The sequence below is a fragment of the Frateuria flava genome (assembly GCF_017837635.1).
In the GTDB taxonomy this organism is placed as follows: domain Bacteria; phylum Pseudomonadota; class Gammaproteobacteria; order Xanthomonadales; family Rhodanobacteraceae; genus Frateuria_A; species Frateuria_A flava.
Map to the genome: position 1 here is coordinate 106,901 of NZ_JAGJRS010000004.1, position 22,965 is coordinate 129,865.

The window sequence follows — 22,965 nt, forward strand, 5'->3', positions numbered from 1 at the left end:
CCAATGTAGCGCAGCGCGCGGCGTACACTGGTGCACTTTCCCGCGCGTTCCTTGCCATGTCGACCACCTCCCCGCAGCGCAGTGCGCTGGGCGCCCTCGCCGGCACCATCCTGATCTGGGCCTACAGCTGGGTGGTGATGAAGCAGGCGCTGAACTGGGCGGGGCCATTCGATTTCGCCGCGCTGCGTTACCTGCTTGGCGCGGTGGTGCTGTTCGTCGCGCTGGCGGTGAGCCGGCAGTCGCTGCGTCCGCCGCCGCTGGTATCCACGGTGCTGATCGGCCTGTGCCAGACCGCGGCGTTCCAGGGCCTCGAACAATGGGCGCTGGTCGGCGGCGGCGCCGGGCACGTGGCGCTGCTCGCCTACAGCATGCCGTTCTGGTCGGTGCTGGTGGCCTGGCCGCTGCTGGGCGAGACGCCCTCCGCGCGGCACTGGCTGGGCCTGGCGCTGGCCGCCGCCGGACTGCTGTGCATCCTCGAACCCTGGCAGGGCCTGGGCAGTCCGCTGAGCACGGTGCTGGCGCTCGCCGGTGGTGCCGCGTGGGCGGCAGGGACGGTGCTAAGCAAGCGGCTGTTCCAACGCCACGCGTTGTCGGCCCTGTCGCTGACCAGCTGGCAGATGCTGATCGGCGCGCTGGTGCTCGGGCTGGTCGCGCTGCTGGTGCCTTCGCGGCCGATCGCCTGGACCTGGGCCTTCGCCGGCGCGCTGGTCTACAGCGCGGTGATGGCGTCCAGCGTCGCCTGGGGGCTGTGGCTGGTGGTGCTCAAGCGCCTGCCGACCACGGTGGCGAGCCTGTCCAGCCTCGGCGTGCCGGTGGTCAGCGTGCTGCTGGCCTGGCTGATCCTGGACGAGCGGCCCGATGCAATGGAATGGCTCGGCATCGCGCTAGTGCTGGCCGGACTGGCGGCGGTGGTCGGCGTGCGCTGGCGCAAGCGGGCATTGCCCTTGTAGGAGCGCACCCTGTGCGCGACCACGCGCTTCCCCGTGCCGGTCGGTCGCGCGCAGGGTGCGCTCCTACAGGCCTGCGGCAATCACCAGGGCAAAGCATCGAGATCGACGTTGCCCCCGGTCAACACCACGCCGACGCGGCGGCCGGCAAAACGCTCGCGCGCTTTCAGGATCGCCGCGAACGCGGTGGCACTGGACACTTCCACCACCTGCTTGAGCTCCTGCCACAGCAGGCGCATCGCGGCGATGGTTTCCTCGTCGGTCACGGTGATGACGTCGACCCGATGCTCGCGCAGCGCATGCAGGTTAGGCTCGCCGACCAGCGCGCGCAGGCCATCGCAGACGGTGTCGGGCACCACGTCGGTGACACGCGCGCCGCGGGCGAGCGAACGCGCGGCGTCGTCCGCGCCGGAAGGTTCGGCCGCGTGAAGCGAAAGTTCCGGACGCAGCGCGTGCGCGGCGATCGCCACACCCGAGGCCAGTCCGCCGCCACCGACCGGGGTCACGATCGCATCGAGATCGGCCACCTGTGCAAGCAGCTCCAGCGCGATCGTCCCCTGCCCCGCCATCACCTGCGTGTCGGCATACGGATGCACCAGCACCGCGCCGGTGTCCTGCACCAGCTGCGCGGTGGTCGCCTCGCGCGCGGCCTGGGTCGGCGCGCAGCGGTGCAGCACGGCGCCGGCGCGCTCGATCGCCTCGAGCTTGGCGCGCACGGCGCCCTCGGGCACCACCACGTGGGCGCGGATGCCACGGGTGGCCGCCGCCAGCGCCAGTGCGTTGCCGTGGTTGCCGGAGGAATGCGTGACCACGCCGCGTGCGGCGGCCGCCTCATCCAGCGCCCATACCGCGTTGCAGGCGCCGCGGAACTTGAAGGCGCCGCCGCGCTGCAGGTTCTCGCACTTGAAGTGCAGTTGCGCGCCGGCCAGGGCGTCGAGCGCGTCGCTGCGCCGTACCGGCGTGACCTGCGCATGCGGCGCGATGCGGGCGGCGGCGTCGCGTATCTGGGTGAGGGTGGGCAAGGCAGTCATGGTGTGTCGATCTCCACGCCGCAGCGGAACGTGCGTGCGGCACCGGGTTCAAGTCGGATGGCGTCGGCGCAGTCGGGCCGGTTGAAGGCGTCGGGCAGGCTTTCCATCGGTTCGAGTGCGAGCGATGCACGCGCGCCGCGTTCGAGCGCGTCGCCGGTGTAGGCGAGCAGCACGCCGCGCTCCTGCCACACCGCGATACCCAGGCCACTGGCTGGATCGCGCAACCGCGTGCGCACGCGACCGTCGGCCTCAGCCTGCAGGTCGGCGTAGGTGTGGTTGAGCTCGAGCGCGCCGATCGCGCGCGGCTGGCGGAAGTCGAGGGCCGGGGCCTGCGCCAGCGACTGGTAGGCGGCCTCGCCCGCGAGCGGAATATGCTCCGCGTCGGTGCGGATCACGCAGGCGGCCGGGACGGTCAGCTCCCATGAGGCCAACGCGTTGTCGCCCAGGCGGAAGTAGGGATGCCAACCGACGAAGGCCGGCGCCACGCGGTTGCCCACGTTGCGCAGGGTCGCCTCCAGCGTGAGTCCGTCGGCCGCGAGCGTGTAGCGCACGGCGAGATCGAGCGCGAACGGGTAACCCGCTTGCGGCGGAATGTGCGTGGCCAGCAGCACGCTGGCCGCATGCTCGTCCGCGTCGAGCGCACCGATGACGAACCCGGCATCGCGCACGAAGCCATGGCGACTGGCGCGCGCGGCGCCGGTCGCGCCGGGCGTGAGGTCGTGTTCGATGCCTTCGAAACGGTAGCGTGCGTCATCGACGCGGTTGGCGAAGGGCGCCAGCACCGCGAAGCGCGAGCCGGGCCGGGCGACCAGTTCGGCCGCGTTGCGATGGCCATCGGCCAGTGCCACGCGCCGGCCGCGGACGGTCGCCTCGATGGCAAGCACGCAGGCACCGTGCCGCGCAATGCGCACGCGACGACCACGCGCACTGTCGTTCAATACGACGACCGGCTGCGTGTCCAATCCTTCGATGGCGACGTTCAAAGCGCCCATGTTCCGTCCGGTCGCGAAAGCGCCGCATGTTAGCCTGAGCCTTCCCCCAGCGGCTTTTTTTATATGACTGCGCGCGACGATCAGACCCCCTCGCCCATCCGCCTTGCCGACTATCGCCCGCCCGCCTGGACGGTGGCGCGGATCGAACTGGAATTCGATCTCGGCATCGATACGAGCGAGGTGCATTCGCGCCTGCATCTGCACCGCGATCCGGCACAGGACGCGCCGCTGCGGCTGGATGGCGAAGGTCTGGAGCTGCTCGCGATCGCGCTGGATGGCCAGCCACTCGACGCCAGTGCCTACCGTTATCGCGAGAATGTGCTGGAGGTCGACGGCGTTGCTGACGGCAGCGTGCTGGAAACCCGCGTGCGCGTGCGCCCGGCGGCCAACACCGCGCTGGAGGGGCTGTACCTGTCCGGCTCGCGCGAGCGCGGCTTCCTGCTGACCCAGTGCGAGGCCGAAGGCTTCCGCCACATCACCTTCTTTCCCGACCGCCCGGACGTACTCACGCGCTACACCGTCACCCTGCGCGCCGAGCGCGAGCGCTTCCCGGTGCTGCTCGCCGGCGGCAATCCGGACGGCGCCGGCGAGTTGCCGGACGGACGCCACTGGGCGCGTTTCGTCGATCCGTACCCGAAGCCCTGCTACCTGTTCGCGCTGGTGGCCGGGCGGCTGGAGAAACTCGAACGCGACTACGTCACCGCCGATGGCCGCCGTGTGGCGCTGGTGATCTGGGCCGAGCCGGATGTGATCGAGTGCTGCCACTACGCCATGGACGCGCTCGAGCGCGCCATGCGCTGGGACGAGCAGGCGTACGGGCGCAATTTCGACCTGGACGTGTTCCACGTCGTGGCCACGCACGACTTCAACATGGGCGCGATGGAGAACAAGGGCCTCAACATCTTCAACGCCAAGTACCTGCTGGCCGATCCGGACACCACGACCGACGACGAGTACCGTGCGGTCGAGGCGGTGATCGGCCACGAGTACTTCCACAACTGGAGCGGCAACCGCGTCACCTGCCGCGACTGGTTCCAGCTGTCGCTGAAGGAAGGCCTCACCGTGTTCCGCGAGCAGCAGTTCTCCGCGGACATGTACTCGCCCTCGCTCAAGCGCATCGACGACGTCGCCCTGCTGCGCCGCGCGCAGTTTCCCGAAGACGCCGGTCCGCTGGCGCACCCGGTGCGCCCCTCGCAGTACAGCGAGATCAACAATTTCTATACCGCCACAGTGTACGAGAAGGGTTCGGAACTGGTGCGCATGCTGGCCGGCCGGCTCGGTCCCGAAGGCTTCCGCCGCGGCATGGACCTCTACTTTGAGCGCAACGACGGCAGGGCCGCGACGCTGGAGGATTTCCTCGCTGCGCTGGGCCAGGCCAACGGCATCGACCTGGCGCCGTATCTGGCCTGGTACGGGCAGGCCGGCACGCCGCGACTGTCGGGCGAGGGACACTACGATGCCGCCACGCGCACCTACACGCTAACCCTGCGCCAGCACACGCCACCCACGCCTGGCCAGCCCGACAAGCGGCCGCTGCCGATCCCGGTCAAGCTCGCGCTGTTCGATCCGGACGGCCGCATGCTGCCGCTGCACGAGGGCGCCACCGAACAGGTGGTTGTGCTCGATACGCAGGAGCAGTCGTTCGTGTTCCCCGGCATCGGGCGCGCGCCGGTACCCTCGCTGCTGCGTGGCTTCTCCGCGCCGGTGATCCTCGACTACGCGTACTTGCCGGCCGAGCTTGCGCTGCTGCTGACCCACGACACCGATGGCTTCAACCGCTGGGAGGCCGCGCAGCAACTGGCCTGGCGCGCCTACGCCGAATTGCGCGATGGCCGCGGTCACCAGGCGCTGGCGGTATGGGGCGACACGCTCGCCGGGCTGTTCGACCAGGCCACGCTGGACCCGGCGCTGCTGGCCGACCTGCTCACGCCGCTCAGCGAAGTGGAGCTGGCCGAACGGGAGACCGACGTCGACCCCGCGCGCATCCATGCGTTGCGCCAGACCCTGCAGCGCGAGCTAGCCTCGCGCATTGGCGCGGGCGTGCTGGCCGACCGCTACCGTGCGCTCACCGCGCAGGCGAGCGACGCGCTGGATGCCGCCAGCCAGGCGCGGCGCCGGCTCAAGCGCCGCGTGCTGGAGCTGCTGGTGCTGCTCGATGCGCCCGCGGCGCATGCCTTTGCAACGGCGCAGTTCGAGCGCGCCGCGACGATGACCGATCGCCTCGCCGGCCTCGCCGTGCTGGTGCGCAGCGGGGCGCCGCAGGCCGCCGGCGCCCTGGCCCGCTACCGCACGCGCCACGCCGACAACGCGCTGGCGCTGGACAAGTGGTTCGCGGTGCAGGCGCAGATCCCGGGCGAACCGGCCCTGGCGCGCGTGCGCGCGCTGGAGGCCGACCCGAAGTTCACCCTGAAGAACCCCAACCGTGTGCAGGCGCTGCTGGGCACCTGGGCGCGCGGCAATCCCAGCGGCTTCCACCGCGCCGATGGCGAGGGTTACCGTTTCCTGGCTGCGCGGCTGGCGGAACTGGATGCGCTCAACCCGCAAGTGGCGGCGCGGCTGGCGACGGCGTTCAACGGCTGGCAGCGGTTGGAGCCGGTGCGGCGCGAGAAGGCGCGGGCGGCGGTCGCGGGGCTGGCGGAACAAAGCCTCTCGCGCAACCTTGCCGAGATCGTCGGCAACATGCTCAAAGGCTGAGCCACTGGTTTTTGCAGGAGCCCGCTTGCGGGCGCTACCAGACGCGGGCGGTCAGGCGGCCAGCTGGTTCAGCGCGTTGCGCAGGCGGACCATATGCGATTCCAGGCGCGGCGCCAGATTCTGGCGCTCCTGCTCGGTGCGCGCGGCCAGGTGTTCGATCGCCATCTGCACCTTGCCGATCTCGATCATCAGATCGTGGCGCGGATAGACAGGCTGGAAGTCGAAAGTGGTGTTCATGGCGAACGCAAGGGATGGGGTTGGTGAAGCGGGCTCTGCAATGGCCGTGCCAGAGCGTGATAGCCGTCACAGTCGGCCTGGGGCCGGATCGCGGGGCTGACGCTCAGCGTCACCGGCCTTACAAAAAAAAGCCGGAATTAGTCACTTTTTATTCACGGCGGTACTGGGAATATCCATTCCGCAGTCGCGACACGTCGCGGCGGCGCCCGCGACTTTCCGGTTTCTGGCGCCCGGCAACACGGTCATCCTGGATTCCCCCTGTTCCTGAGACCGCCGGGCGCCAGATCTAAGCACGGCCAAGCCCCGCCACTGGCGGGGCTTGGTTTTTCCGGGGCCGGAAAAGGCGACGGCGCCGTGGGGAAACCCCAACGGCGCCGTCATGCTTCCTCTCCCGGTACGCGGTCGGGCCCCTGTCTGCCCAGCCTCGGCGCGCGGTTCGCGCAGCGTCTGCCCATGGAAAGTGCACGGGGAGTGAAGCAGTAAACGTGCCAAGCTCTTGATTATGTTCGGGCGCAGCCTCCAAAGCGCTAACATACGCACGTTTCTTCTCGCACGCGCCAGGCGCCCTTTTCCCGATGATCCATTCCACCCGCTACGACGTGATCGTGGTCGGCGGCGGCCATGCCGGCACCGAAGCGGCCCTGGCCGCGGCTCGCTGCGGCGCGCGCACCCTGCTGCTGACCCACAACCTGGAAACCGTCGGGGCGATGAGCTGCAACCCGGCGATCGGCGGCATCGGTAAGGGGCACCTGGTCAAGGAAATCGATGCCCTCGGCGGAGCCATGGCACACGCCGCCGATCGCGCGGGCATCCAGTGGCGCACGCTCAATGCCTCCAAGGGTCCGGCCGTGCGCGCCACGCGCTGCCAGGCCGATCGCGCGCTGTACCGGGCGGCGATCCGGCGCATCGTCGAGTCGCAGCCCAACCTGGAGCTGTTCCAGCAGGCGGTCGATGACCTTGTGATCGAGGGTGGGTGCGTCGCCGGTGTGGTCACCCAGATGGGCCTGACTTTCCGCGCCGGCGCGGTGGTGCTCACTGCCGGGACTTTCCTGGCCGGCAAGATCCACATCGGCCCGGCGCAGTACGCCGGCGGACGCGCCGGCGATCCGCCCGCCACGACGCTGGCCCGGCGCCTGCGCGAGCTGCCGGTGGCGGCCGACCGCCTGAAGACCGGTACGCCGCCACGCATCGACCTGCGCAGCATCGACTTCAGCGGCCTTGAGGAACAGCCCGGCGACGACCCCGCGCCGGTGTTCTCCTACCTGGGCACGCGCGAGGAACACCCGCGCCAGGTCAGCTGCTGGATCACACACACCAGCGAGCGCACGCACGAGATCATTCGCGGCGCGCTCGATCGCTCGCCGCTTTTCAGCGGCCAGATCGAGGGTGTCGGGCCGCGCTACTGCCCCTCGATCGAGGACAAGGTGGTGCGCTTCGCCGACAAGGGCTCGCACCAGATCTTCATCGAGCCCGAAGGTCTGGACAGCGCCGAGATCTACCCCAACGGCATCTCCACGTCGCTGCCCTTCGACGTGCAGCTGGACGTCGTCCATTCGATTCCCGGCTTCGAGCATGCGCACATCACGCGCCCGGGTTACGCGATCGAGTACGACTACTTCGATCCGCGCGGCCTGCAGCCGTGGCTGGAGACCAAGGGCATCGGCGGCCTGTACTTCGCCGGCCAGATCAACGGCACCACCGGTTACGAGGAAGCCGCCGCGCAGGGCCTCATCGCCGGCCTCAACGCCGCGCGTATGACCCGTGGCGAGGCACCCTGGTATCCGCGTCGCGACGAGGCCTACGTCGGCGTGCTGATCGACGACCTCACCAGCAACGGCACGCTCGAGCCCTATCGCATGTTCACCTCGCGCGCCGAGTACCGGTTGCACCTGCGCGAGGACAACGCCGACCTGCGCCTGACCGAACAGGGCTTCGCGCTCGGCGTGGTGCCGCAGGCGCGCTTCGACGCACTGCGGACCAAGCGCGAGGCGGTCGAGCGCGAGACACAACGGCTGGCCTCGCTTTGGGCCGCGCCGACCAACGCGCTGGGCGCGGCGGTCGCGCGCCAGCTTGGCATCAGCGTGAGCCGCGAGACCCATGCGCTGGACCTGCTGCGCCGTCCCGAGCTCGACTACGGCAAGCTCACCGCCGTCGGCGAACTGGGCCCCGCCGTCGAGCGCGAGGACGTCGCCGCGCAGGTCGAGGTGCAGGCCAAGTACGCCGGCTACCTGGAGCGCCAGCGCGAGGAAATCGAACGCCAGCGCCGCCACGAACACACCGACATTCCCGCCGGCTTCGACTACGACAAGGTGCGCGGACTGTCGTCGGAGGTGCTGCTCAAGCTCAAGCGCTCGCAGCCGGCGACGCTGGGTCAGGCCGCACGGATCAGCGGCGTCACGCCCGCGGCGATCTCGCTGCTGCTGGTGCACCTGAAGCGTCGCGCCTGATGCCCCGCTTCCTCTCCCCGCCCGGGAGAGGACCGAGGTGAGCGGTCGGGCTCGCGGGCATTTTTCATTTCAAGCGGCAAAACCGCCTTCCCACAAGAGCAGTCCTTCACCCCCGCCCTCTTCCCAGTGGAAGAGGGAGCGGTGTGCGATGGCCCGTGGCATCATCGGTCGAATCGATGTCTTTTGGAGCGAGCGGATGGAAATCTGGATCGGCCGCGACGGCCAGCGCCACGGTCCCTACAAGGAGGACGACGTGCGCCAGTGGCTGCGCAGCGGACAACTGGCTGCCGAGGACCTGGGCTGGTACGAGGGCCTGGCCGACTGGCAACCGCTGTCGGTGCTGTTCCCCGACGCGCTGGCCGCCACGCCGCCACCGCTCGCACCTGCCGCCACGGTACCGCCGCCGACCACCACCGCCGCGCTGGAAGATTACGCCGGCTTCTGGAAGCGCCTGGTCGCCTACCTCATCGACGCGATCGTGCTGTACATCCCGCAGATGCTGATCATGGACGCGTTCGGCAACGGGGCCGCCCAAGCGAAGCTGCAGCAGGCGCTGCTCGCGGCGGGCACGGACGCCAACGTGATGCTCGCCGCCTACGGCCAGTACTACGACAGCATGCGTGCGGCCGTGGCGCTGACCGCGATCCTGGTCTGGCTGTATTTCGCCTTCTGCGAGAGTTCGGCCTGGCAGGCCACTGTGGGCAAGCTGGCGATGGGCATCCGCGTGACCGACCTGGACGGCGGCCGCATCAGTTTCTGGCGCGCGCTCGGCCGCTACGCGGCAAAGCTGCTCAGCTGGATGATCCTGGGTATCGGCTTCCTGATGATCGCCTGGACACGGCGCAAGCAGGGCCTGCACGACGTGATCGCCAACACGCTGGTGCTCAACGGCCGCGCCGGTACGTTCCGCAACCCTGCGCCGCGCGACGATCGATCGTTCCACGCCTGACGTGCAGGGGCAGGTTCCAGCCCGCCCTGCCTGACGGCGAAGGTGGGCGCGGACCCACCCTACAGACCTCGGTCCGGTTGCTATGATCGACGGCTTCCTGCACCACGAAGTCGTTGATCACATGCTCAGCATCGAACACCGCATTGCCCAGGACATCGCCGCCAAGCCCGACCAGGTGCGCGCGGCGGTGGCCCTGCTCGACGAAGGCGCGACCGTGCCCTTCATCGCCCGCTACCGCAAGGAGGCCACCGGTGGCCTCGACGACACGCAGCTGCGCCTGCTCGAAGAGCGCCTGCGCTACCTGCGCGAGCTGGAGGAACGCCGCGGCGCGATCCTGGCCAGCATCGAGGAACAGGGCAAGCTGTCCGATGCGCTGAAGAACGACATCCTCGCCGCCGACACCAAGGCGCGGCTGGAGGACCTCTACCTGCCCTACAAGCCCAAGCGCCGCACCAAGGCACAGATCGCCCGCGAGGCGGGCCTGGAGCCCTTGGCGACCGGCCTGCGCGATGACCCCACGCTCGTTCCCGAGACTTTCGCCGAGACGTTCGTCGATGCCGACAAGGGCGTGGCCGACGTGCGCGCTGCCCTCGATGGCGCGCGCGCGATCCTGATGGAGGCGATCGCCGAGGACGCCCACCTGGTCGGCGAGCTGCGCGACTGGCTGTGGGACAAGGGCCAGATCCGCGCCAAGGTCGTCGAAGGCAAGGAGAACGAGGGCGCCAAGTTCCGCGACTACTTCGACCACATCGAGCCGGTCGGCAAGATCCCCTCGCACCGCCTGCTGGCGCTGATGCGCGCGCGCAACGAAGGCGTGATCGAACTGGAACTGCAGCCGGCGCTGGACGCCGAGCAGGGGCATCTGGAAGGCGAGGGTCGCGTGGCCGCGCATGCCGGCATCCACGACCGTGGCCGACCGGCCGACGCCTGGCTGCGCGAGACCGTGCGCCTGACCTGGCGCGTGAAACTGCACCTGCACCTGACGCTCGACCTGTTCGGCCGCGTGCGCGAGGGCGCCGAGGACGAGGCCATCCGCGTGTTCGGCGAGAACCTCAAGGACCTGATGCTGGCCGCGCCAGCCGGCGCCAAGACGGTGATGGGCCTGGACCCGGGCATCCGCACCGGTTGCAAGGTGGCGGTGGTCGATGCGACCGGCAAGTTGCTGGCCACCGAGACCATCTATCCGCTGGAGCCCCGGCGGCAGTGGAACGAATCGCTGATCACGCTGGCGAAGCTGTGCAAGCAGCACGGCGTGGACCTGATCGCGATCGGCAACGGCACCGCCTCGCGCGAGACCGACAAGCTGGCCGGCGAGCTGATCAAGAAGCTGCCGGAAGCGAAGCTTTCGAAGATCGTGGTGAGCGAGGCCGGCGCGTCGGTGTACTCGGCCTCCGAAACAGCCGCCAAGGAATTCCCCAACCTCGACGTCAGCCTGCGCGGCGCCGTCTCCATCGCACGTCGCCTGCAGGATCCGCTGGCGGAACTGGTGAAGATCGAACCCAAGGCGATCGGCGTGGGCCAGTACCAGCACGACGTCAACCAGGTGAAGCTGGCGCGCGCGCTGGACGCCCGGGTCGAGGACTGCGTCAATGCCGTCGGCGTGGACGTCAACACGGCGTCGGCGGCGCTGCTCGCGCGCGTGGCCGGGCTGTCGGCGAGCGTGGCCGAGAACGTGGTCAAGCATCGCGATGCCAATGGCCCGTTCGCCAACCGCAAGGCGCTGCTGAAGGTGCCGCGGCTGGGCGACAAGGCGTTCGAGCAGTGCGCCGGCTTCCTGCGCGTGCCCAATGGCGACAACCCGCTGGACGCCAGCGCGGTACACCCGGAAGCCTATCCGGTCGTCGAGCGGATCATCGCCCAGTGCGGGCGCGAGGTGCGCAACATCATCGGCGACACCGGCTTCCTGCGCGGCCTCAAGCCCGATCAGTTCACCGACGAGACGTTCGGCGTACCGACCGTGCGCGACATCCTGAAAGAACTGGAAAAGCCCGGCCGCGACCCGCGCCCCGAGTTCGTCGCGCCGAGCTTCGCCGAGGGTGTGGAAGACCTCAAGGACCTGCGTCCCGGCATGATCCTCGAGGGCCGCGTGACCAACGTCGCCGCGTTCGGTGCCTTCGTCGACATCGGCGTGCACCAGGACGGGCTGGTCCACGTGTCGGCGCTCTCGCACACCTTCGTCAAGGACCCGCGTGACGCAGTCAAGGCCGGCGACATCGTCAAGGTCAAGGTGATGGAGGTGGATCTGCCGCGCCAGCGCATCGGCCTGTCGATGCGGCTGGACGACGAGCCTGGCCAGGCGCGCGGCGCACGCCCGGAGGGCGGCGACCACCGCAACGCGCGCCCGCCACGCGGCGCGCCGGCACCGAAACCTGCGGCGCCGCCGGTCAACAACGCCTTCGCCGACGCGTTGCTACGGGCCCGTCAAGGCAAGCGTTGACCCTCATGGGGGCTGGCCCTGCGCGCCTCCCCGGTCGCGCAGGGCTCGCGCTTCGACGTGCCTCTTCAGGCGTCGGGGGACGCGACGCACCCTGCTCTTACGGTTGCTCCTGAGGTCCGCCCGTGCATGCCCACCCGCCAGGCCGGCCGCGACGATTCGCGCAAGCCGCCTGTCTGCGGCGTTCGCTATTTCACTCACGGCGAAGCAAGCGGCCGATCGGCCAGCCCAGCCGCGATGCGCCGCAGCATGCGCTTCCGTATGGAGTGCATTACCGTAACTTGCAAATAACGAGGCCAATCCCGGCCCGAGGAGCGCAAGCAATGCCCCGTACCAGCCGTCTCGCCGGCGCCATCCTGGCCGGCTTGTTGTTCAGTAGTGCCGCTGCCGCCACCGATTTCAGCCAGGTTGTCGTGTTCGGCGACAGCTTGAGCGATGCGGGCAACCTCTCGCTGTCCCAAGGCTCGCCGACGCCGCTGCGCTTCACCACCAACCCGGGCACGACCACCGCCGAGAATGTCGCCACCGCGCTGGGCTTCACGTTGGCGCCCTCGGTCGCCGGCGGTAGCGATTACGCCTTCGGCGGTGCTGGCGTGGTGCAGGGCGTGGCGCCCGTGCCGACGTTGCCGCAGCAGATGGCGATGTACCTGGCCGCCAGCGGCGGCGCGGCGGATCCGAATGCGCTCTACCAGGTCTGGGGCGGCGCCAACGACATCTTCTACCTGACCGGCACCAGCACGGATCCGAACGTCCTGGCCGCCGGCACCGCCGCGGCCGCGCAGGCGGAGGTCAACATGCTCGGCCAGCTGCAGGCCGCCGGCGCGCGCTACGTGGTGGTCTACAACCTGCCCGACGTCGGCAAGACCCCGGCCAGCGCTGCCGGCGGCCCGGCCGCGCAGCAGGGCGGCACGCAGCTGTCGCTGGTCTACAACGGCGTGCTCAACACCGGTCTGTCGCAGCTGAGCAACAACGGGTTGAACGTGATCCCGGTGAACACCTTTGCGCTGCTCAACGAGGTGATCGCGAACCCCTCCGCTTTCGGTTTCAGCAACGTCACGACGCCGGCCTGCAACGGCAGCTCCGTGCAGTGCGGCCCGGCCGGTTCGGGCCTGCCGTTCTCGTACGCGGCGGGCACCGACCAGACCTACCTGTTCGCCGATGGCGTGCATCCGACCACCGCCGCGCATGCCATGGTTGCCCAGTACGTGGTGTCCGAAATCATGGCGCCGGGTCAGATCTCGCTGCTCGGCGAGGCCCCGCTGGCGGCGTCGGCCGCGCAGTACCGTGCGATCCGCAACCAGATGCTGGCCGACGGCCAGGGCAGCGACACCCGCATGTTCGCCAGCGTGGACTACGGCCGCCAGCGCTTCGATGCGACCAGCGGCTCGCCCAAGACCGACAGCGACAACGTGAACCTCACGCTGGGCGCCGACGTGCGCGCCAGCGAGCACCTCTCGTTCGGCGTGGCGTTGGGCTTGGGCCAGCACAACGCCGACTTCGCCGGCGGCATGGGGGGCTACAAGCTGCATGACATCTCCGGCCTCGGCTACGCGCTGTATCACAACGGCGGTGGCTATGTGGGCGGCTTCGGCAGTTTCGGCCAGTCGAACTTCAGCGATGTCAACCGGCGCATCCTGCTGGGCCAGGCGTTGCGTACCGAAGGCGGCAAGGCCGACGGCTCGCACCTCGGTGGCGGGCTGGAAGGTGGCTGGTGGTTCGGTACCGGCAGCCTGAAAACCGGTCCGTTCGCTCACGTGGAATGGCAGACGGTGAAGATCGACAGCTACACCGAATCCGGCAACGACAGTACGGCGATGTGGTTCGGCGCGCAGCAGCGCGACGCGCTGATCGAGTCGCTGGGCTGGCGCCTGCAGGGCCAGTGGCAGGCCGGTGGCGCGACGCTGATGCCGTACGTGGAGTTGGCCTGGAATCATGACGACAAGGCTGACCCGCGCGAGGTCAGCGCCGGGCTGGTGAGCATGCCGGGCAGCTTCGCCCTGACCGGTTACGTGCCGGACAAGACCTGGGCGAGCGCCGACGTGGGCCTGTCCGCGCAGTTCAGTCCGAACGTCACGGGCTGGTTCGGCTACCACGGGCGCTTCAGCGACGACGCCCAGAAGGACGACAGCCTTAACCTCGGCGTCAAGATCGGCTTCTGAGGTCGGTCGCGGCCACGAAAAAGCCGCCCCTCGGGCGGCTTTTTCTTTGGCAGGACGTCCAGATGGCTGGACGTCCGCAGGCGAAGGCTTACTTGCCCTTGCCGCCGGTGGCCAGGTTCAGGATGTTCTCGGCCTGATTCTTCAGGCTGGCCGCCTCATCATCGCTCAGCGACTCGGTCTTGCTGCCCGAAACGGTCTGCTTGAGCACCAGGTTGCCGTCCTTGTCCCAGCCGGCGCGCTCGGTCGAGCTGGGCTTGGCGTCCTGGCTCGCCTTCTTCTGCTGCACCACTACCCACGGCTTGCCGTCGCGGTAGGCGAAGTCGGTGCTGGTAAAGCCCTTGTCGCCGTAGTCGGCGCGGGCGCGGATGAACTGCACCTGGCCGTTCTGGCGGAACACCTGCCAGGCGCGCGAGACGTCTTTCTCAAGCTTGGTGCCGTTGCTGATCTTCATGCCGCCGATCTGCTTCTGCACGGCCTGGAAGTCGGCCAGTTCCTTCTCGCCCGGGGTCTGTTCGGGCACCAGCTCGATCGACACCTGGTTAGGCGCGCCCTTGGTGAGCACCGGGGCCTGCAGCGCCATCTTGTAGTGGCGCTCGCCGTCGGTCAGATCGGCCTTGACCACGTACAGATCGGCCGGGTTGACGTCGGCGGCGTTGAAGTTGAGCTCGAACGACTGCGGGAACTGCACCGGCGCGATGGTCTTGCTGGCCAGCGGCGCGGCGCCGGCCTGGTCGGTCGAAGACACGTCGACCAGATTGACCACCAGCTTGGCGTCCGGCGAGACGGCGCTGTCGCCGCGCACGGTGATCGTGCCGCTGACCGCATTCGCCTTGGCCGCGGTGGCGGCCGTATCGCCGTTGCCCTGCTCGGGCGCGTTGGAGCCATTGCAACCAGCCAGTGCCAGCGCAGCTACCGACATCAGCGACCAGACCATCCTGCGCATGGGGAAACCTCTACTCGATTGAAAGCAATTGCTTTTGGGGAATACACGGGAACGCACGGCTTCTCGCGTACGTTTTCCGCGGGGGAAGTTCCAAGCATAGCGGAAAAAAACACCCCCGGGCAAAAGTCAAGCCAGACTGATGGCAGCCCGGTGGCTGTTCCGGCCGCCCGCACCCGGAGGCCGCAGCCGGGCAAGCCAAAGCTCACGGTAAGCACTGCGCGCTAGGATGGTGCCAGGCAGCCCCGGTCGGCGGCGGCCTGTGTTGCTTCCTGATGCCAGGAAAAGCCCATGAACCTCGCACCGCCCCCGCTCACCTCCGAAAGCACCGGCACGTTTGCCGACCGCATCAAGCTGCTGATCCAGCGCGTCGGCAGCGCCACCGAGATCGCCCGCATGTGCGGCTTCTCCGAGGGCGTGGTACGCAGCTGGCGCGACGGCAACACCGACCCCTCACGCGCGCGCTGTGTGACCCTGGCCCGCACCCTGGGCATCTCGCTGGTCTGGCTGGTCGCCGGCGAAGGCGCGGTCCTGCCGGACGTGGAGCAGTCCGGCATCGACGAACAGACCACCAGCGATACCACCTTGCGGCCCCGCACGCGACTGGAAGGCGCGGGCGGCCATGTCCTGGAAGTCCAGAGCGCCGGGGTGGACACGCAACGCCTGAACGCCGCGATGCGCATCCTGCAGTCGGAGCTGGAATTGACTGGGCAGCGGCTTTCGCTGGCCGACCACAGCGACCTGCTGGCCAAGCTTTACGAAGCCGTGGGCCCGGGCGGGATGCGCGTGGATACCGACGCGATGCTGAGCTTCAACCGGCAGCTGGCCGAGCGGCTGGGGAGCGCCAGCGTCTGACGAACCACCGGCTGGCGTAGTCAGCCCGGCCACCGGAGACCTTTCGGCCGACGCGGCGCACAGCCGTGCGCGCCGCCGACCTACAGGCGTGCGATGTCGGCCACCGCCGCGAACTGCGCCTTCAGCCTGGCCAGCAGGGCCAGGCGGTTGGCGCGCACGCGGGCGTCCTCGGCATTGACCAGCACCCCTTCGAAGAACGCATCCACTGGCGCCTGCAGCTGCGCAAGGCGCGTCAGCACGGCGGTGTAGTCACCGTTGGCGCGGGGCGCGGCGGTGTCCGCCAGCGCAGCATCCAGGGCGTTCGCCAGGTCGTGCTCGGCAGGCGATTCGAAGCAGGCCGGATCGACGGCACCGCCGGGCGCCACGCCCGTCTCTTCCTCGGCCTTGCGCAGAATGTTCGCCACGCGCTTGTTGGCGGCGGCCAGGCTTGCCGCTTCCGGCCGACGACCAAATTCCGCCACCGCCCGCAGGCGGCGGTCGAAATCAGGCAACGTGGCGGGCGACACCGCCAGCACTGCCTCGAACTGCTCCGGGGTGAACCCGAGCTCGGCGTAGTAGCCGCGCAGGCGGTCGAGCACGAACTCCGCAAGCTCGCCGAGCAGCGCGGCGCGGCGCTTACCGGCATCGAACGCGGGCGACTTGCCGTCCTTGCCCGGCTTCAGACCGGCGGCGAGCGCCGCGTCGGGCAGCAGCTCCAGCGCCTCGGCGAAGCTGGCGCGCAGGTCCAGTTCCAGGCCGGCCTCGACCAGCGTGCGGGCCAGTCCCAACGCCGCGCGTCGCAGCGCGAACGGATCCTTGTTGCCGCTGGGCTTCATGCCGACGGCGAAGATGCCGGCGAGCGTATCGAGCCGCTCGGCCACGGCGAGTACCTGGCCGACCGCGTCGGCGGCGATGGCGTCGCCGGCGAAGCGTGGCTGGTAGTAGCTGTCCAGCGCCTGCGCGACCGCCACGCCTTCGTCCTGGCGCTGTGCGTAGTAGCGGCCCATCACGCCCTGCAGCTCGGGGAATTCACCGACCATGCGGGTCAGCAGGTCGCACTTGGCCAGCGAGGCGGCGCGGGTGGCGGCGCCGGCATCGACGCCCACGCGACTGGCAATGACACGCGACAGCTCGGCCACGCGCACGCTCTTGTCCCACAGGCTGCCCAGGGCCTGCTGGTACGTGACGTTCTTCAGCGATTCCTGGTAGCTCGCCAGCGGCGTCTTGAGGTCCTCGTCCCAGAAGAACTTGGCGTCCGCGAACCGCGGACGGATCACGCGCTCGTAGCCCTTGCGGATTTCGGCCGGCTCCTTCGACTCGATGTTGGCAACGCCGATGAAATGCTCGGTGAGCTTGCCCGCCGCGTCGAACACCGGGACGAACTTCTGGTTGGTCTCCATGGTGGTGACCAACGCCTCGGGCGGCACCGCCAGGAACTCGCGCTCAAAGGCGCAGGCGATCGCCGCCGGCCATTCGGTGAGGTTGGCAATCTCGTTGAGCAGGGCCTCGTCCAGGCGCGGCTCGCCGCCGGTCTGCGCGGCGGCCCGGGCGACTTCGGCACGGATGCGTTCGCGCCGCTCCAGCGGGTCGGCCAGGACCCTGGCCGCGCGTAGCGCGTCCAGCCAGTTGTCGGCGTCGGTCACATGCACCGGGTTCGGATGCATGAAGCGGTGGCCGCGCGACTTGCGCCCGCTCTTCAGCCCCAGCACGTTGCCCTCCACGATGTCGGCACCATGCAACATCACCAGCCAGTGGGCCGGACGCACGAAGGCGTAATCGTGGTCGGCCCAGCGCATCGGGCGCGGGATCGGCAGGCCCTTGAGCGCCTCCTCGACGATCTCCGGCAGCAGCGCGGCCAGCGGCTGGCCCGGCTTGACCGCGCGGAAAACGAACCACGCGCCCTTGTCGGTTTCCAGCTTCTGAAGCTGCGATACCTCCACGCCGCAGGACTGCGCGAAGCCGGTCAGTGCCTTCGACGGCTGGCCCTGCGCGTCCAGCGCGGCGTTCACCGCCGGGCCGCGGCGTTCGACGTGCTGCTCCGGCTGCGTGCCTGCAACGGCCGGCACATGGACGGCCAGCCGGCGGGGCGTGCAGTAGGCGCGCGCCTCGTCCAGCGCACCCTCGATGCCGCGCCTGGAAAGGCCCTGCACCATGCCGTCCAGGAACGCCTGCGAGAGCTCGTCAAGCGCCTTGGGCGGCAGCTCCTCGGTGCCCAGTTCGATCAACAGCGACTTAGGCTGACTCATGCGGCCTGCTCCTTCGAAACGTTCTTCAGGCCAGGAAAGCCAAGCCGTTCGCGCTGCGCCACGTAGGACTCCGCGACCGCGCGAGAGAGCGTGCGCACACGCAGGATGTAGCGCTGGCGCTCAGTCACGCTGATCGCGCGCCGCGCGTCGAGCAGGTTGAAGGTGTGGCTGGCCTTCATCACCTGCTCGTACGCCGGCAGCGGCAGGCCGGCGGCGATCAGCTGGTTGGCGGTCGCCTCGCAGACGTCGAACCAGCGCAACAGCTCCGGCACGTTGGCGTGCTCGAAGTTGTAGGTGCTCTGCTCGACCTCGTTCTGGTGGAACACGTCGCCGTAGGTGACGGTGCCACGCGGACCGTCGGTCCAGATCAGGTCGTAGACGTTGTCCACGTTTTGCAGGTACATCGCCAGGCGTTCGAGGCCATAGGTGATCTCGCCGGTCACCGGCCGACACTCCAGGCCGCCGGCCTGCTGGAAGTAGGTGAACTGGGTCACCTCCATGCCGTTGAGCCAGACCTCCCAACCCAGGCCCCAGGCACCGAGCGTCGGCGATTCCCAGTTGTCCTCGACGAAGCGCAGGTCGTGCACCAGCGGGTCGAGCCCGAGCTCCTTCAGCGAGCCGATGTAGAGCTCTAGGATGTTCTCCGGATTGGGCTTCATCACTACCTGGTACTGGTAGTAATGCTGCAGGCGGTTGGGGTTCTCGCCATAACGGCCGTCGGTGGGACGGCGCGAGGGCTGCACGTAGGCGGCGGCCCAAGGCTCGGGTCCCAGCGCGCGTAGGAAGGTTGCCGGGTGGAAGGTACCCGCGCCAACCTCGGTATCCAGCGGCTGCAGGAGTACGCAACCCTGCGCCGCCCAGTATCGGTTGAGGGTCTGGATCACGTCCTGGAAAGTGCGCGCGGGCATGTCGATCGGCCTTGCAACAAAGCGCGCTAGTATAGCCAAAGCCCGCGCCAACACTGGCCCGGCGCCGCGCGAACGCACACGGGAGGCCCGTCCTCGATGGCCGCATCACCGCAAATCGCATCCTTGCTCGGTCGCCGTGGCCGCCTCGGGCTGGACGACGTGCTGGCCGCATTGGTGGTGGACGGCTTCGTGGCCGCCGAGGACGCCAAGAATGTGCGGATGGGGGTTCGCGCCGGTCGCGCCACGGTCGAACTGCATCCGCTGGTGCTGATCGCCAATGCCAAGCTCCCCAACCAGCGTGATCCCGGTCGCCCCCTGGGGCTCGAGGGCCTGACCGAATGGCTGGCCGGCCAGGCGGCGCTGCCGTACCTGAAGATCGACCCGATGAAGATCAACGTGGCGGCGGTGACCCAGGTGGTCAGCCATGCCTACGCCACGCGCCATCGCATCCTGCCGGTGGCGGCCACGCCGGCGGAGGTGACCTTTGCCACCTGCGAGCCGTTCGATGCCGCCTGGGCCGGCGACCTGTCGCAGATGCTGCGCCGGGACGTGCGCCGGGTGGTGGCCAGCCCACTGGACATCAATCGCTACCTGGCCGAGTTCTATGGCGTGCAGCGCTCGATCCAGATGGCGCAGGACGCCAAGGGGTCGGGTTACGACAGCGCTGCGGCCATCCTCAACTTCGAGCAGTTGGTGGAGCTGGGCAAGACCGGCGAGGTCGGTGCGGACGACCGTCACGTCGTGCACATCGTCGACTGGCTGCTGCAGTACGCCTTCGAGCAGCGCGCCTCGGACATTCACCTCGAACCGCGCCGCGAAGCGGGCCAGATGCGCTTTCGCATCGACGGCGTCATGCACAAGGTATTCGAGCTGCCGCCGCCGGTGATGACCGCGGTGACCGCGCGCATCAAGATCCTCGCGCGCATGGACGTGGCGGAGAAGCGGCGCCCGCAGGACGGCCGCATCAAGACCCGTTCGTCTGCCGGGCGCGAGGTGGAACTGCGCATCTCGACCATGCCCACCGCCTTCGGCGAGAAGGTGGTGATGCGCATCTTCGACCCGGACATCGTGGCCAAGGATTTTTCGCAGCTGGGCTTCTCGCCGGACGAAGACGCGATCTGGCGCTCGCTGGTCGAGCGTCCGCACGGGATCGTGCTCGTGACCGGTCCGACCGGCTCGGGCAAGACCACCACGCTGTACTCGACGCTCAAGCACCTGGCGCGGCCGGAGCTCAACGTCTGCACGGTGGAAGACCCGATCGAGATGGTCAGCCCCGAGCTCAACCAGATGCAGGTGCAGGCATCGATCGAGCTGGATTTCGCCGCTGGCGTGCGCACACTGCTGCGCCAGGACCCGGACATCATCATGATTGGCGAGATCCGCGACCTGGAAACGGCGCAAATGGCGGTGCAAGCCTCGCTGACCGGCCATCTGGTGCTCTCCACGCTGCACACCAACGACGCCCCCAGCGCGGTGACCCGCCTGCTCGACCTGGGCGTGCCGCATTACCTGATCCAGTCCACGTTGACAGGCGTGGTCGCGCAGCGCCTGGTGCGCACACTGTGCCCGCACTGCAAGCGCGAGGGGGCGCAGGATCCGCACGCCTGGATGGCGCTGACCCACGGCTGGTCGCTGCCATTGCCGGAAAAGGTATTCGAACCGGTCGGCTGCCTGGAGTGCCGCAACACCGGGTTCATGGGCCGCACGGGCGTCTACGAGATGCTCAGAATCAGCCCGCGACTGCGCGGCCTGATCTCCGCCCAGCTGGACCTGGCCAGACTGGGCGAGGCCGCACTGGTCGAAGGCATGCAGCCGCTACGCATTTCGGCCGCCGCGCAGGTGGCAAAGGGCGTGACCACGGTGCAGGAAGTGCTGACCGTCCTGCCGCCGATCGAGCACGAAAACCCATCCTAGTCTTTGGCCCATCCAAACGTCCATGAAGCCGATTCTGATCATCCGTACCGGTCGCGCGCCCGATTCGATCCGTGCACGCCACGGCGACTTCCCCCATTGGCTCCGCCTGTGCGCGGCGCTGTCGCCGCTGCGCGTCAAGGTCGTTGACGTCGCCGCGGGTGAGAGCCTGCCTCCGTCGAAGGATGTCGCTGGCGCGCTGATCACTGGATCCGCCGCGATGGTCACCGAACGCGCCGCGTGGAGCGAGCGCACCGCGGGATGGATTCGCGATGCCATGGACGACCACCTGCCGCTGTTCGGCGTGTGTTATGGCCATCAATTGATGGCGCATGCGCTTGGCGGCCGCGTGGACTATTTGCCGGGCGGACGGGAAATCGGCACATTGCCGATCGAGCTGACGCCCGCTGCCGGCCACGATCCGCTCACCGAGCGGCTGCCCGCAAGCTTCCGCGCCCACACCACGCACGAGCAAAGTGTGCTGGAGCCGCCTTCAGGAGCGACCGTGCTTGCCCGCTCGGCGCGTGATCCGCACCACCTGCTCCGCTACGGGCCCAACGCAATCAGCGTCCAGTTCCACCCCGAATTCAATGCGGATGTCATGCGTGCCTATATCCGGCGCAAACACCAGGCGATGCAGCGCGAAGGCAGCGATCCCCTTCAGATCTGGCGCGAGGTGGCCGCAACGCCGATCGCGCGTCGCATCTTGCGCGGCTTCGGTTTGCGCCATGGACTGAGTGCGGCATAGCCGCAGGCTGCAACGGCAGCCCCCGTGTGGAACGTTCAGCCGGGCCTGGTCGGCAGCGGAAAGGGCGTGACCTTCTGTCCATCGCCGGCATCGCGGATCACCAGCGCACCCTTTCGCTCGACCTCCTCGATGCGGACGATCGACTGCATCGGCAGATGAAGCGCGCGGGTGTCTGCAAACTCGTCGCGAAGGCGCTCCTCGGTGGGATCGACCAACAGCCCCGAACCGGCGGGCTCGAACACCAGTTCGCCAATTTCGGTGAAACCCCATAGCGGGCTGGTCTCCACGTGGCGTGCGTACAGCTCGTAGCACTTGCCCAGGTGCAGAAAGGTGATCTTGTAGAGTTTCTTCGCGCGCATGGCTCGGAGTCTAACCGCGCAGGCGGCGTGCGATCGCGTCTCGCGAAAACAGTGCGAACAACATGCCGAACAGGAAGCCGGCGATGTGCGTCCACCACACCACCGCGCCGTAGCTGGGCCCGGCGTAGCTGAAGAGCAACTGCAGCAGTACCCAGATGCCGATCAGCAGGTACGCCGGTACGCGCACGAATTCGAGGAACAAGCCCAGCGGCAGCACCAGGCCGAGCCGCGCCCGCGGGAACAGTGCCGCGTACGCGCCCAACACTGCCGACACGGCACCGCTGCAACCGATAATCGGCAGCCTTACGCCGGCGAGCGTCAAGGCTCCAACCAGATTCGCCACGATGCCACCGGCGACGAACAGCGACAGAAAACGGGCCGAGCCCAGCGTCCGCTCCGCCGGCAGGCCGAAGATCACCAGGAAGAGCAGGTTGCTCAACAGATGGATCCAGGCCACGTGGATGAAGAGCGCGGTGAACAGGCGCAACAGCGCCGGATCGCCCATCTGCCGCCAGAAAGCCTCATGAGCGTCAAACACGTTGGCGGGGATGGTGCCCCATTCCAGCAGAAAGGAGATCCGCTGCTGTGGCGGCATCAGCGCCAAAGCCACGAAACTGGCCACGCACACAAGTACAAGCAACAGCGTCGCCCATTGCGTGGCTGAACGCCGTCGGGTTTCCACATGGACGAACAAGGCGGCGTCTCCCTCGGCGCGGCGTCGTGTCTCCACGCATCATAGAGGTACGGCGGGAACACTTGGCCGTTTCCGCGATTGTTCCGCGAAAAAGCGCGCTTGCGGAGGCCTGGTCGCCAGCACGCACTTTCGGTGGAGGCGCCATCTTCGGCCGCCAGGACGCCATGGCGGCCGCACCCAGGTGCGTTCCTACGGACAGCCCGGCGCCACCGCTCCCGCAAACGGGAGATCCCGCCGTCGACGAAAGCCCCTTGTAGGAGCGCCCTTGTACGCGACCCGGGGATCGCGTGTAAGGCACGGCGTCCCGGGATACCCACGGACACGCTCCAGGAGCGCAGCCACCTGTGCGGCCCGATGTCGCCCGAAGGGCTAGCCGCTTGTTGCCTGCGGCGATGGCGGCTTTCGCGACAGCAACGGCCTCTCGCGAATCGCGGC

At 68.7% G+C, this 22,965-nt stretch carries 17 protein-coding genes; 9 read left to right on the forward strand and 8 right to left on the reverse strand.

The genetic code is table 11. The annotated features are described in order from the left end of the window. Positions 1–56 precede the first annotated feature (56 nt). Positions 57–950, forward strand: coding sequence for a DMT family transporter (locus J7I44_RS02305; protein WP_209615080.1), 894 nt, complete (start codon positions 57–59; stop codon positions 948–950). An 80-nt stretch (positions 951–1,030) separates the two neighbouring features. Here J7I44_RS02305 and J7I44_RS02310 read toward each other — a convergent pair whose 3' ends face one another. Beyond that, complete coding sequence (locus J7I44_RS02310; RefSeq protein WP_209615082.1) at positions 1,031–1,978, reverse strand: pyridoxal-phosphate dependent enzyme; 948 nt, start codon at positions 1,976–1,978, stop codon at positions 1,031–1,033. Next, the gene (locus J7I44_RS02315; RefSeq protein WP_209615084.1) at positions 1,975–2,970 is read right to left on the reverse strand and encodes an aldose 1-epimerase; all 996 of its coding nucleotides are present in this window, start codon (positions 2,968–2,970) and stop codon (positions 1,975–1,977) included. The genes J7I44_RS02310 and J7I44_RS02315 overlap by 4 nt, the downstream gene beginning before the upstream one ends. Before the next feature lie 63 nt (positions 2,971–3,033). Between J7I44_RS02315 and pepN the strand changes: the two genes are divergently transcribed. After that, positions 3,034–5,664: an aminopeptidase N gene (gene pepN, locus J7I44_RS02320; protein ID WP_209615086.1), complete on the forward strand. Its 2,631-nt coding sequence runs from the start codon at positions 3,034–3,036 to the stop codon at positions 5,662–5,664. Positions 5,665–5,715: 51 nt separating this feature from the next. Here pepN and J7I44_RS02325 read toward each other — a convergent pair whose 3' ends face one another. Beyond that, complete coding sequence (locus J7I44_RS02325) at positions 5,716–5,901, reverse strand: hypothetical protein (RefSeq protein WP_209615088.1); 186 nt, start codon at positions 5,899–5,901, stop codon at positions 5,716–5,718. A gap of 575 nt (positions 5,902–6,476) precedes the next feature. Between J7I44_RS02325 and mnmG the strand changes: the two genes are divergently transcribed. The 4 genes from mnmG to J7I44_RS02345 all read left to right on the forward strand — a co-directional run bounded on the left by mnmG (position 6,477) and on the right by J7I44_RS02345 (position 13,890). Beyond that, the gene (gene mnmG / locus J7I44_RS02330; RefSeq protein WP_209615090.1) at positions 6,477–8,348 is read left to right on the forward strand and encodes a tRNA uridine-5-carboxymethylaminomethyl(34) synthesis enzyme MnmG; all 1,872 of its coding nucleotides are present in this window, start codon (positions 6,477–6,479) and stop codon (positions 8,346–8,348) included. Positions 8,349–8,544: 196 nt separating this feature from the next. Continuing rightward, positions 8,545–9,297, forward strand: a complete 753-nt coding sequence (locus tag J7I44_RS02335; protein ID WP_209615092.1) for an RDD family protein — start codon at positions 8,545–8,547, stop codon at positions 9,295–9,297. Between the two features lie 121 nt (positions 9,298–9,418). Next, positions 9,419–11,734, forward strand: coding sequence for a Tex family protein (locus J7I44_RS02340; RefSeq protein ID WP_245187863.1), 2,316 nt, complete (start codon positions 9,419–9,421; stop codon positions 11,732–11,734). A 320-nt stretch (positions 11,735–12,054) separates the two neighbouring features. Next, complete coding sequence (locus tag J7I44_RS02345; protein WP_209615096.1) at positions 12,055–13,890, forward strand: autotransporter domain-containing protein; 1,836 nt, start codon at positions 12,055–12,057, stop codon at positions 13,888–13,890. An 88-nt stretch (positions 13,891–13,978) separates the two neighbouring features. Here the strand turns inward: J7I44_RS02345 and J7I44_RS02350 are convergent, their stop codons facing one another. Then, the gene (locus tag J7I44_RS02350; protein ID WP_209615099.1) at positions 13,979–14,833 is read right to left on the reverse strand and encodes a DUF1481 domain-containing protein; all 855 of its coding nucleotides are present in this window, start codon (positions 14,831–14,833) and stop codon (positions 13,979–13,981) included. A 288-nt stretch (positions 14,834–15,121) separates the two neighbouring features. Here J7I44_RS02350 and J7I44_RS02355 point away from each other — a divergent pair, with 288 nt between their 5' ends. Next, entirely contained in the window at positions 15,122–15,685 is a 564-nt protein-coding gene (locus J7I44_RS02355) for a helix-turn-helix domain-containing protein (RefSeq protein WP_209615101.1), read from the forward strand. Positions 15,686–15,765: 80 nt separating this feature from the next. Here the strand turns inward: J7I44_RS02355 and glyS are convergent, their stop codons facing one another. Beyond that, entirely contained in the window at positions 15,766–17,910 is a 2,145-nt protein-coding gene (glyS, locus tag J7I44_RS02360; protein ID WP_209615104.1) for a glycine--tRNA ligase subunit beta, read from the reverse strand. Then, positions 17,907–18,818 carry a glycine--tRNA ligase subunit alpha gene (gene glyQ, locus J7I44_RS02365; protein WP_209615107.1) on the reverse strand — a complete coding sequence of 304 codons (912 nt, stop codon included), beginning with the start codon at positions 18,816–18,818 and terminating at the stop codon, positions 17,907–17,909. The genes glyS and glyQ overlap by 4 nt, the downstream gene beginning before the upstream one ends. A 96-nt stretch (positions 18,819–18,914) precedes the next feature. On the opposite strand from glyQ, the gene tfpB reads away from it, so the two are divergent. Further along, positions 18,915–20,732 carry a type IV pilus assembly ATPase TfpB gene (tfpB, locus tag J7I44_RS02370; RefSeq protein WP_209615110.1) on the forward strand — a complete coding sequence of 606 codons (1,818 nt, stop codon included), beginning with the start codon at positions 18,915–18,917 and terminating at the stop codon, positions 20,730–20,732. A gap of 22 nt (positions 20,733–20,754) precedes the next feature. After that, on the forward strand, positions 20,755–21,477 hold the full coding sequence (locus J7I44_RS02375) for a glutamine amidotransferase (RefSeq protein ID WP_209615113.1): 723 nt from the start codon (positions 20,755–20,757) through the stop codon (positions 21,475–21,477). 35 nt (positions 21,478–21,512) lie between these two features. On the opposite strand, the gene J7I44_RS02380 is transcribed toward J7I44_RS02375, so the two are convergent. Together J7I44_RS02380 and J7I44_RS02385 are read right to left on the reverse strand one after the other, a co-directional pair. Beyond that, positions 21,513–21,836 (reverse strand): DUF1820 family protein, encoded by a 324-nt coding sequence (locus tag J7I44_RS02380; protein ID WP_209615116.1) that lies wholly within the window; start codon positions 21,834–21,836, stop codon positions 21,513–21,515. A 10-nt stretch (positions 21,837–21,846) separates the two neighbouring features. Next, positions 21,847–22,530 carry a rhomboid family intramembrane serine protease gene (locus J7I44_RS02385; RefSeq protein WP_209615117.1) on the reverse strand — a complete coding sequence of 228 codons (684 nt, stop codon included), beginning with the start codon at positions 22,528–22,530 and terminating at the stop codon, positions 21,847–21,849. Positions 22,531–22,965: the final 435 nt, after the last annotated feature.

What these genes read in the sequence shown, in the direction of transcription:
- mnmG (WP_209615090.1), top strand. Translation starts at nt 6,477, where the DNA reads ATGATCCATTCCACCCGCTACGACGTGATCGTGGTCGGCGGCGGCCAT.
- J7I44_RS02350 (WP_209615099.1), bottom strand. Translation starts at nt 14,833, where the DNA reads ATGCGCAGGATGGTCTGGTCGCTGATGTCGGTAGCTGCGCTGGCACTG.
- pepN (WP_209615086.1), top strand. Translation starts at nt 3,034, where the DNA reads ATGACTGCGCGCGACGATCAGACCCCCTCGCCCATCCGCCTTGCCGAC.
- J7I44_RS02315 (WP_209615084.1), bottom strand. Translation starts at nt 2,970, where the DNA reads ATGGGCGCTTTGAACGTCGCCATCGAAGGATTGGACACGCAGCCGGTC.
- J7I44_RS02305 (WP_209615080.1), top strand. Translation starts at nt 57, where the DNA reads ATGTCGACCACCTCCCCGCAGCGCAGTGCGCTGGGCGCCCTCGCCGGC.
- J7I44_RS02340 (WP_245187863.1), top strand. Translation starts at nt 9,419, where the DNA reads ATGCTCAGCATCGAACACCGCATTGCCCAGGACATCGCCGCCAAGCCC.
- glyQ (WP_209615107.1), bottom strand. Translation starts at nt 18,818, where the DNA reads ATGCCCGCGCGCACTTTCCAGGACGTGATCCAGACCCTCAACCGATAC.
- J7I44_RS02325 (WP_209615088.1), bottom strand. Translation starts at nt 5,901, where the DNA reads ATGAACACCACTTTCGACTTCCAGCCTGTCTATCCGCGCCACGATCTG.
- tfpB (WP_209615110.1), top strand. Translation starts at nt 18,915, where the DNA reads ATGGCCGCATCACCGCAAATCGCATCCTTGCTCGGTCGCCGTGGCCGC.
- J7I44_RS02380 (WP_209615116.1), bottom strand. Translation starts at nt 21,836, where the DNA reads ATGCGCGCGAAGAAACTCTACAAGATCACCTTTCTGCACCTGGGCAAG.
- J7I44_RS02310 (WP_209615082.1), bottom strand. Translation starts at nt 1,978, where the DNA reads ATGACTGCCTTGCCCACCCTCACCCAGATACGCGACGCCGCCGCCCGC.
- J7I44_RS02335 (WP_209615092.1), top strand. Translation starts at nt 8,545, where the DNA reads ATGGAAATCTGGATCGGCCGCGACGGCCAGCGCCACGGTCCCTACAAG.
- glyS (WP_209615104.1), bottom strand. Translation starts at nt 17,910, where the DNA reads ATGAGTCAGCCTAAGTCGCTGTTGATCGAACTGGGCACCGAGGAGCTG.
- J7I44_RS02355 (WP_209615101.1), top strand. Translation starts at nt 15,122, where the DNA reads ATGAACCTCGCACCGCCCCCGCTCACCTCCGAAAGCACCGGCACGTTT.
- J7I44_RS02375 (WP_209615113.1), top strand. Translation starts at nt 20,755, where the DNA reads ATGAAGCCGATTCTGATCATCCGTACCGGTCGCGCGCCCGATTCGATC.
- J7I44_RS02345 (WP_209615096.1), top strand. Translation starts at nt 12,055, where the DNA reads ATGCCCCGTACCAGCCGTCTCGCCGGCGCCATCCTGGCCGGCTTGTTG.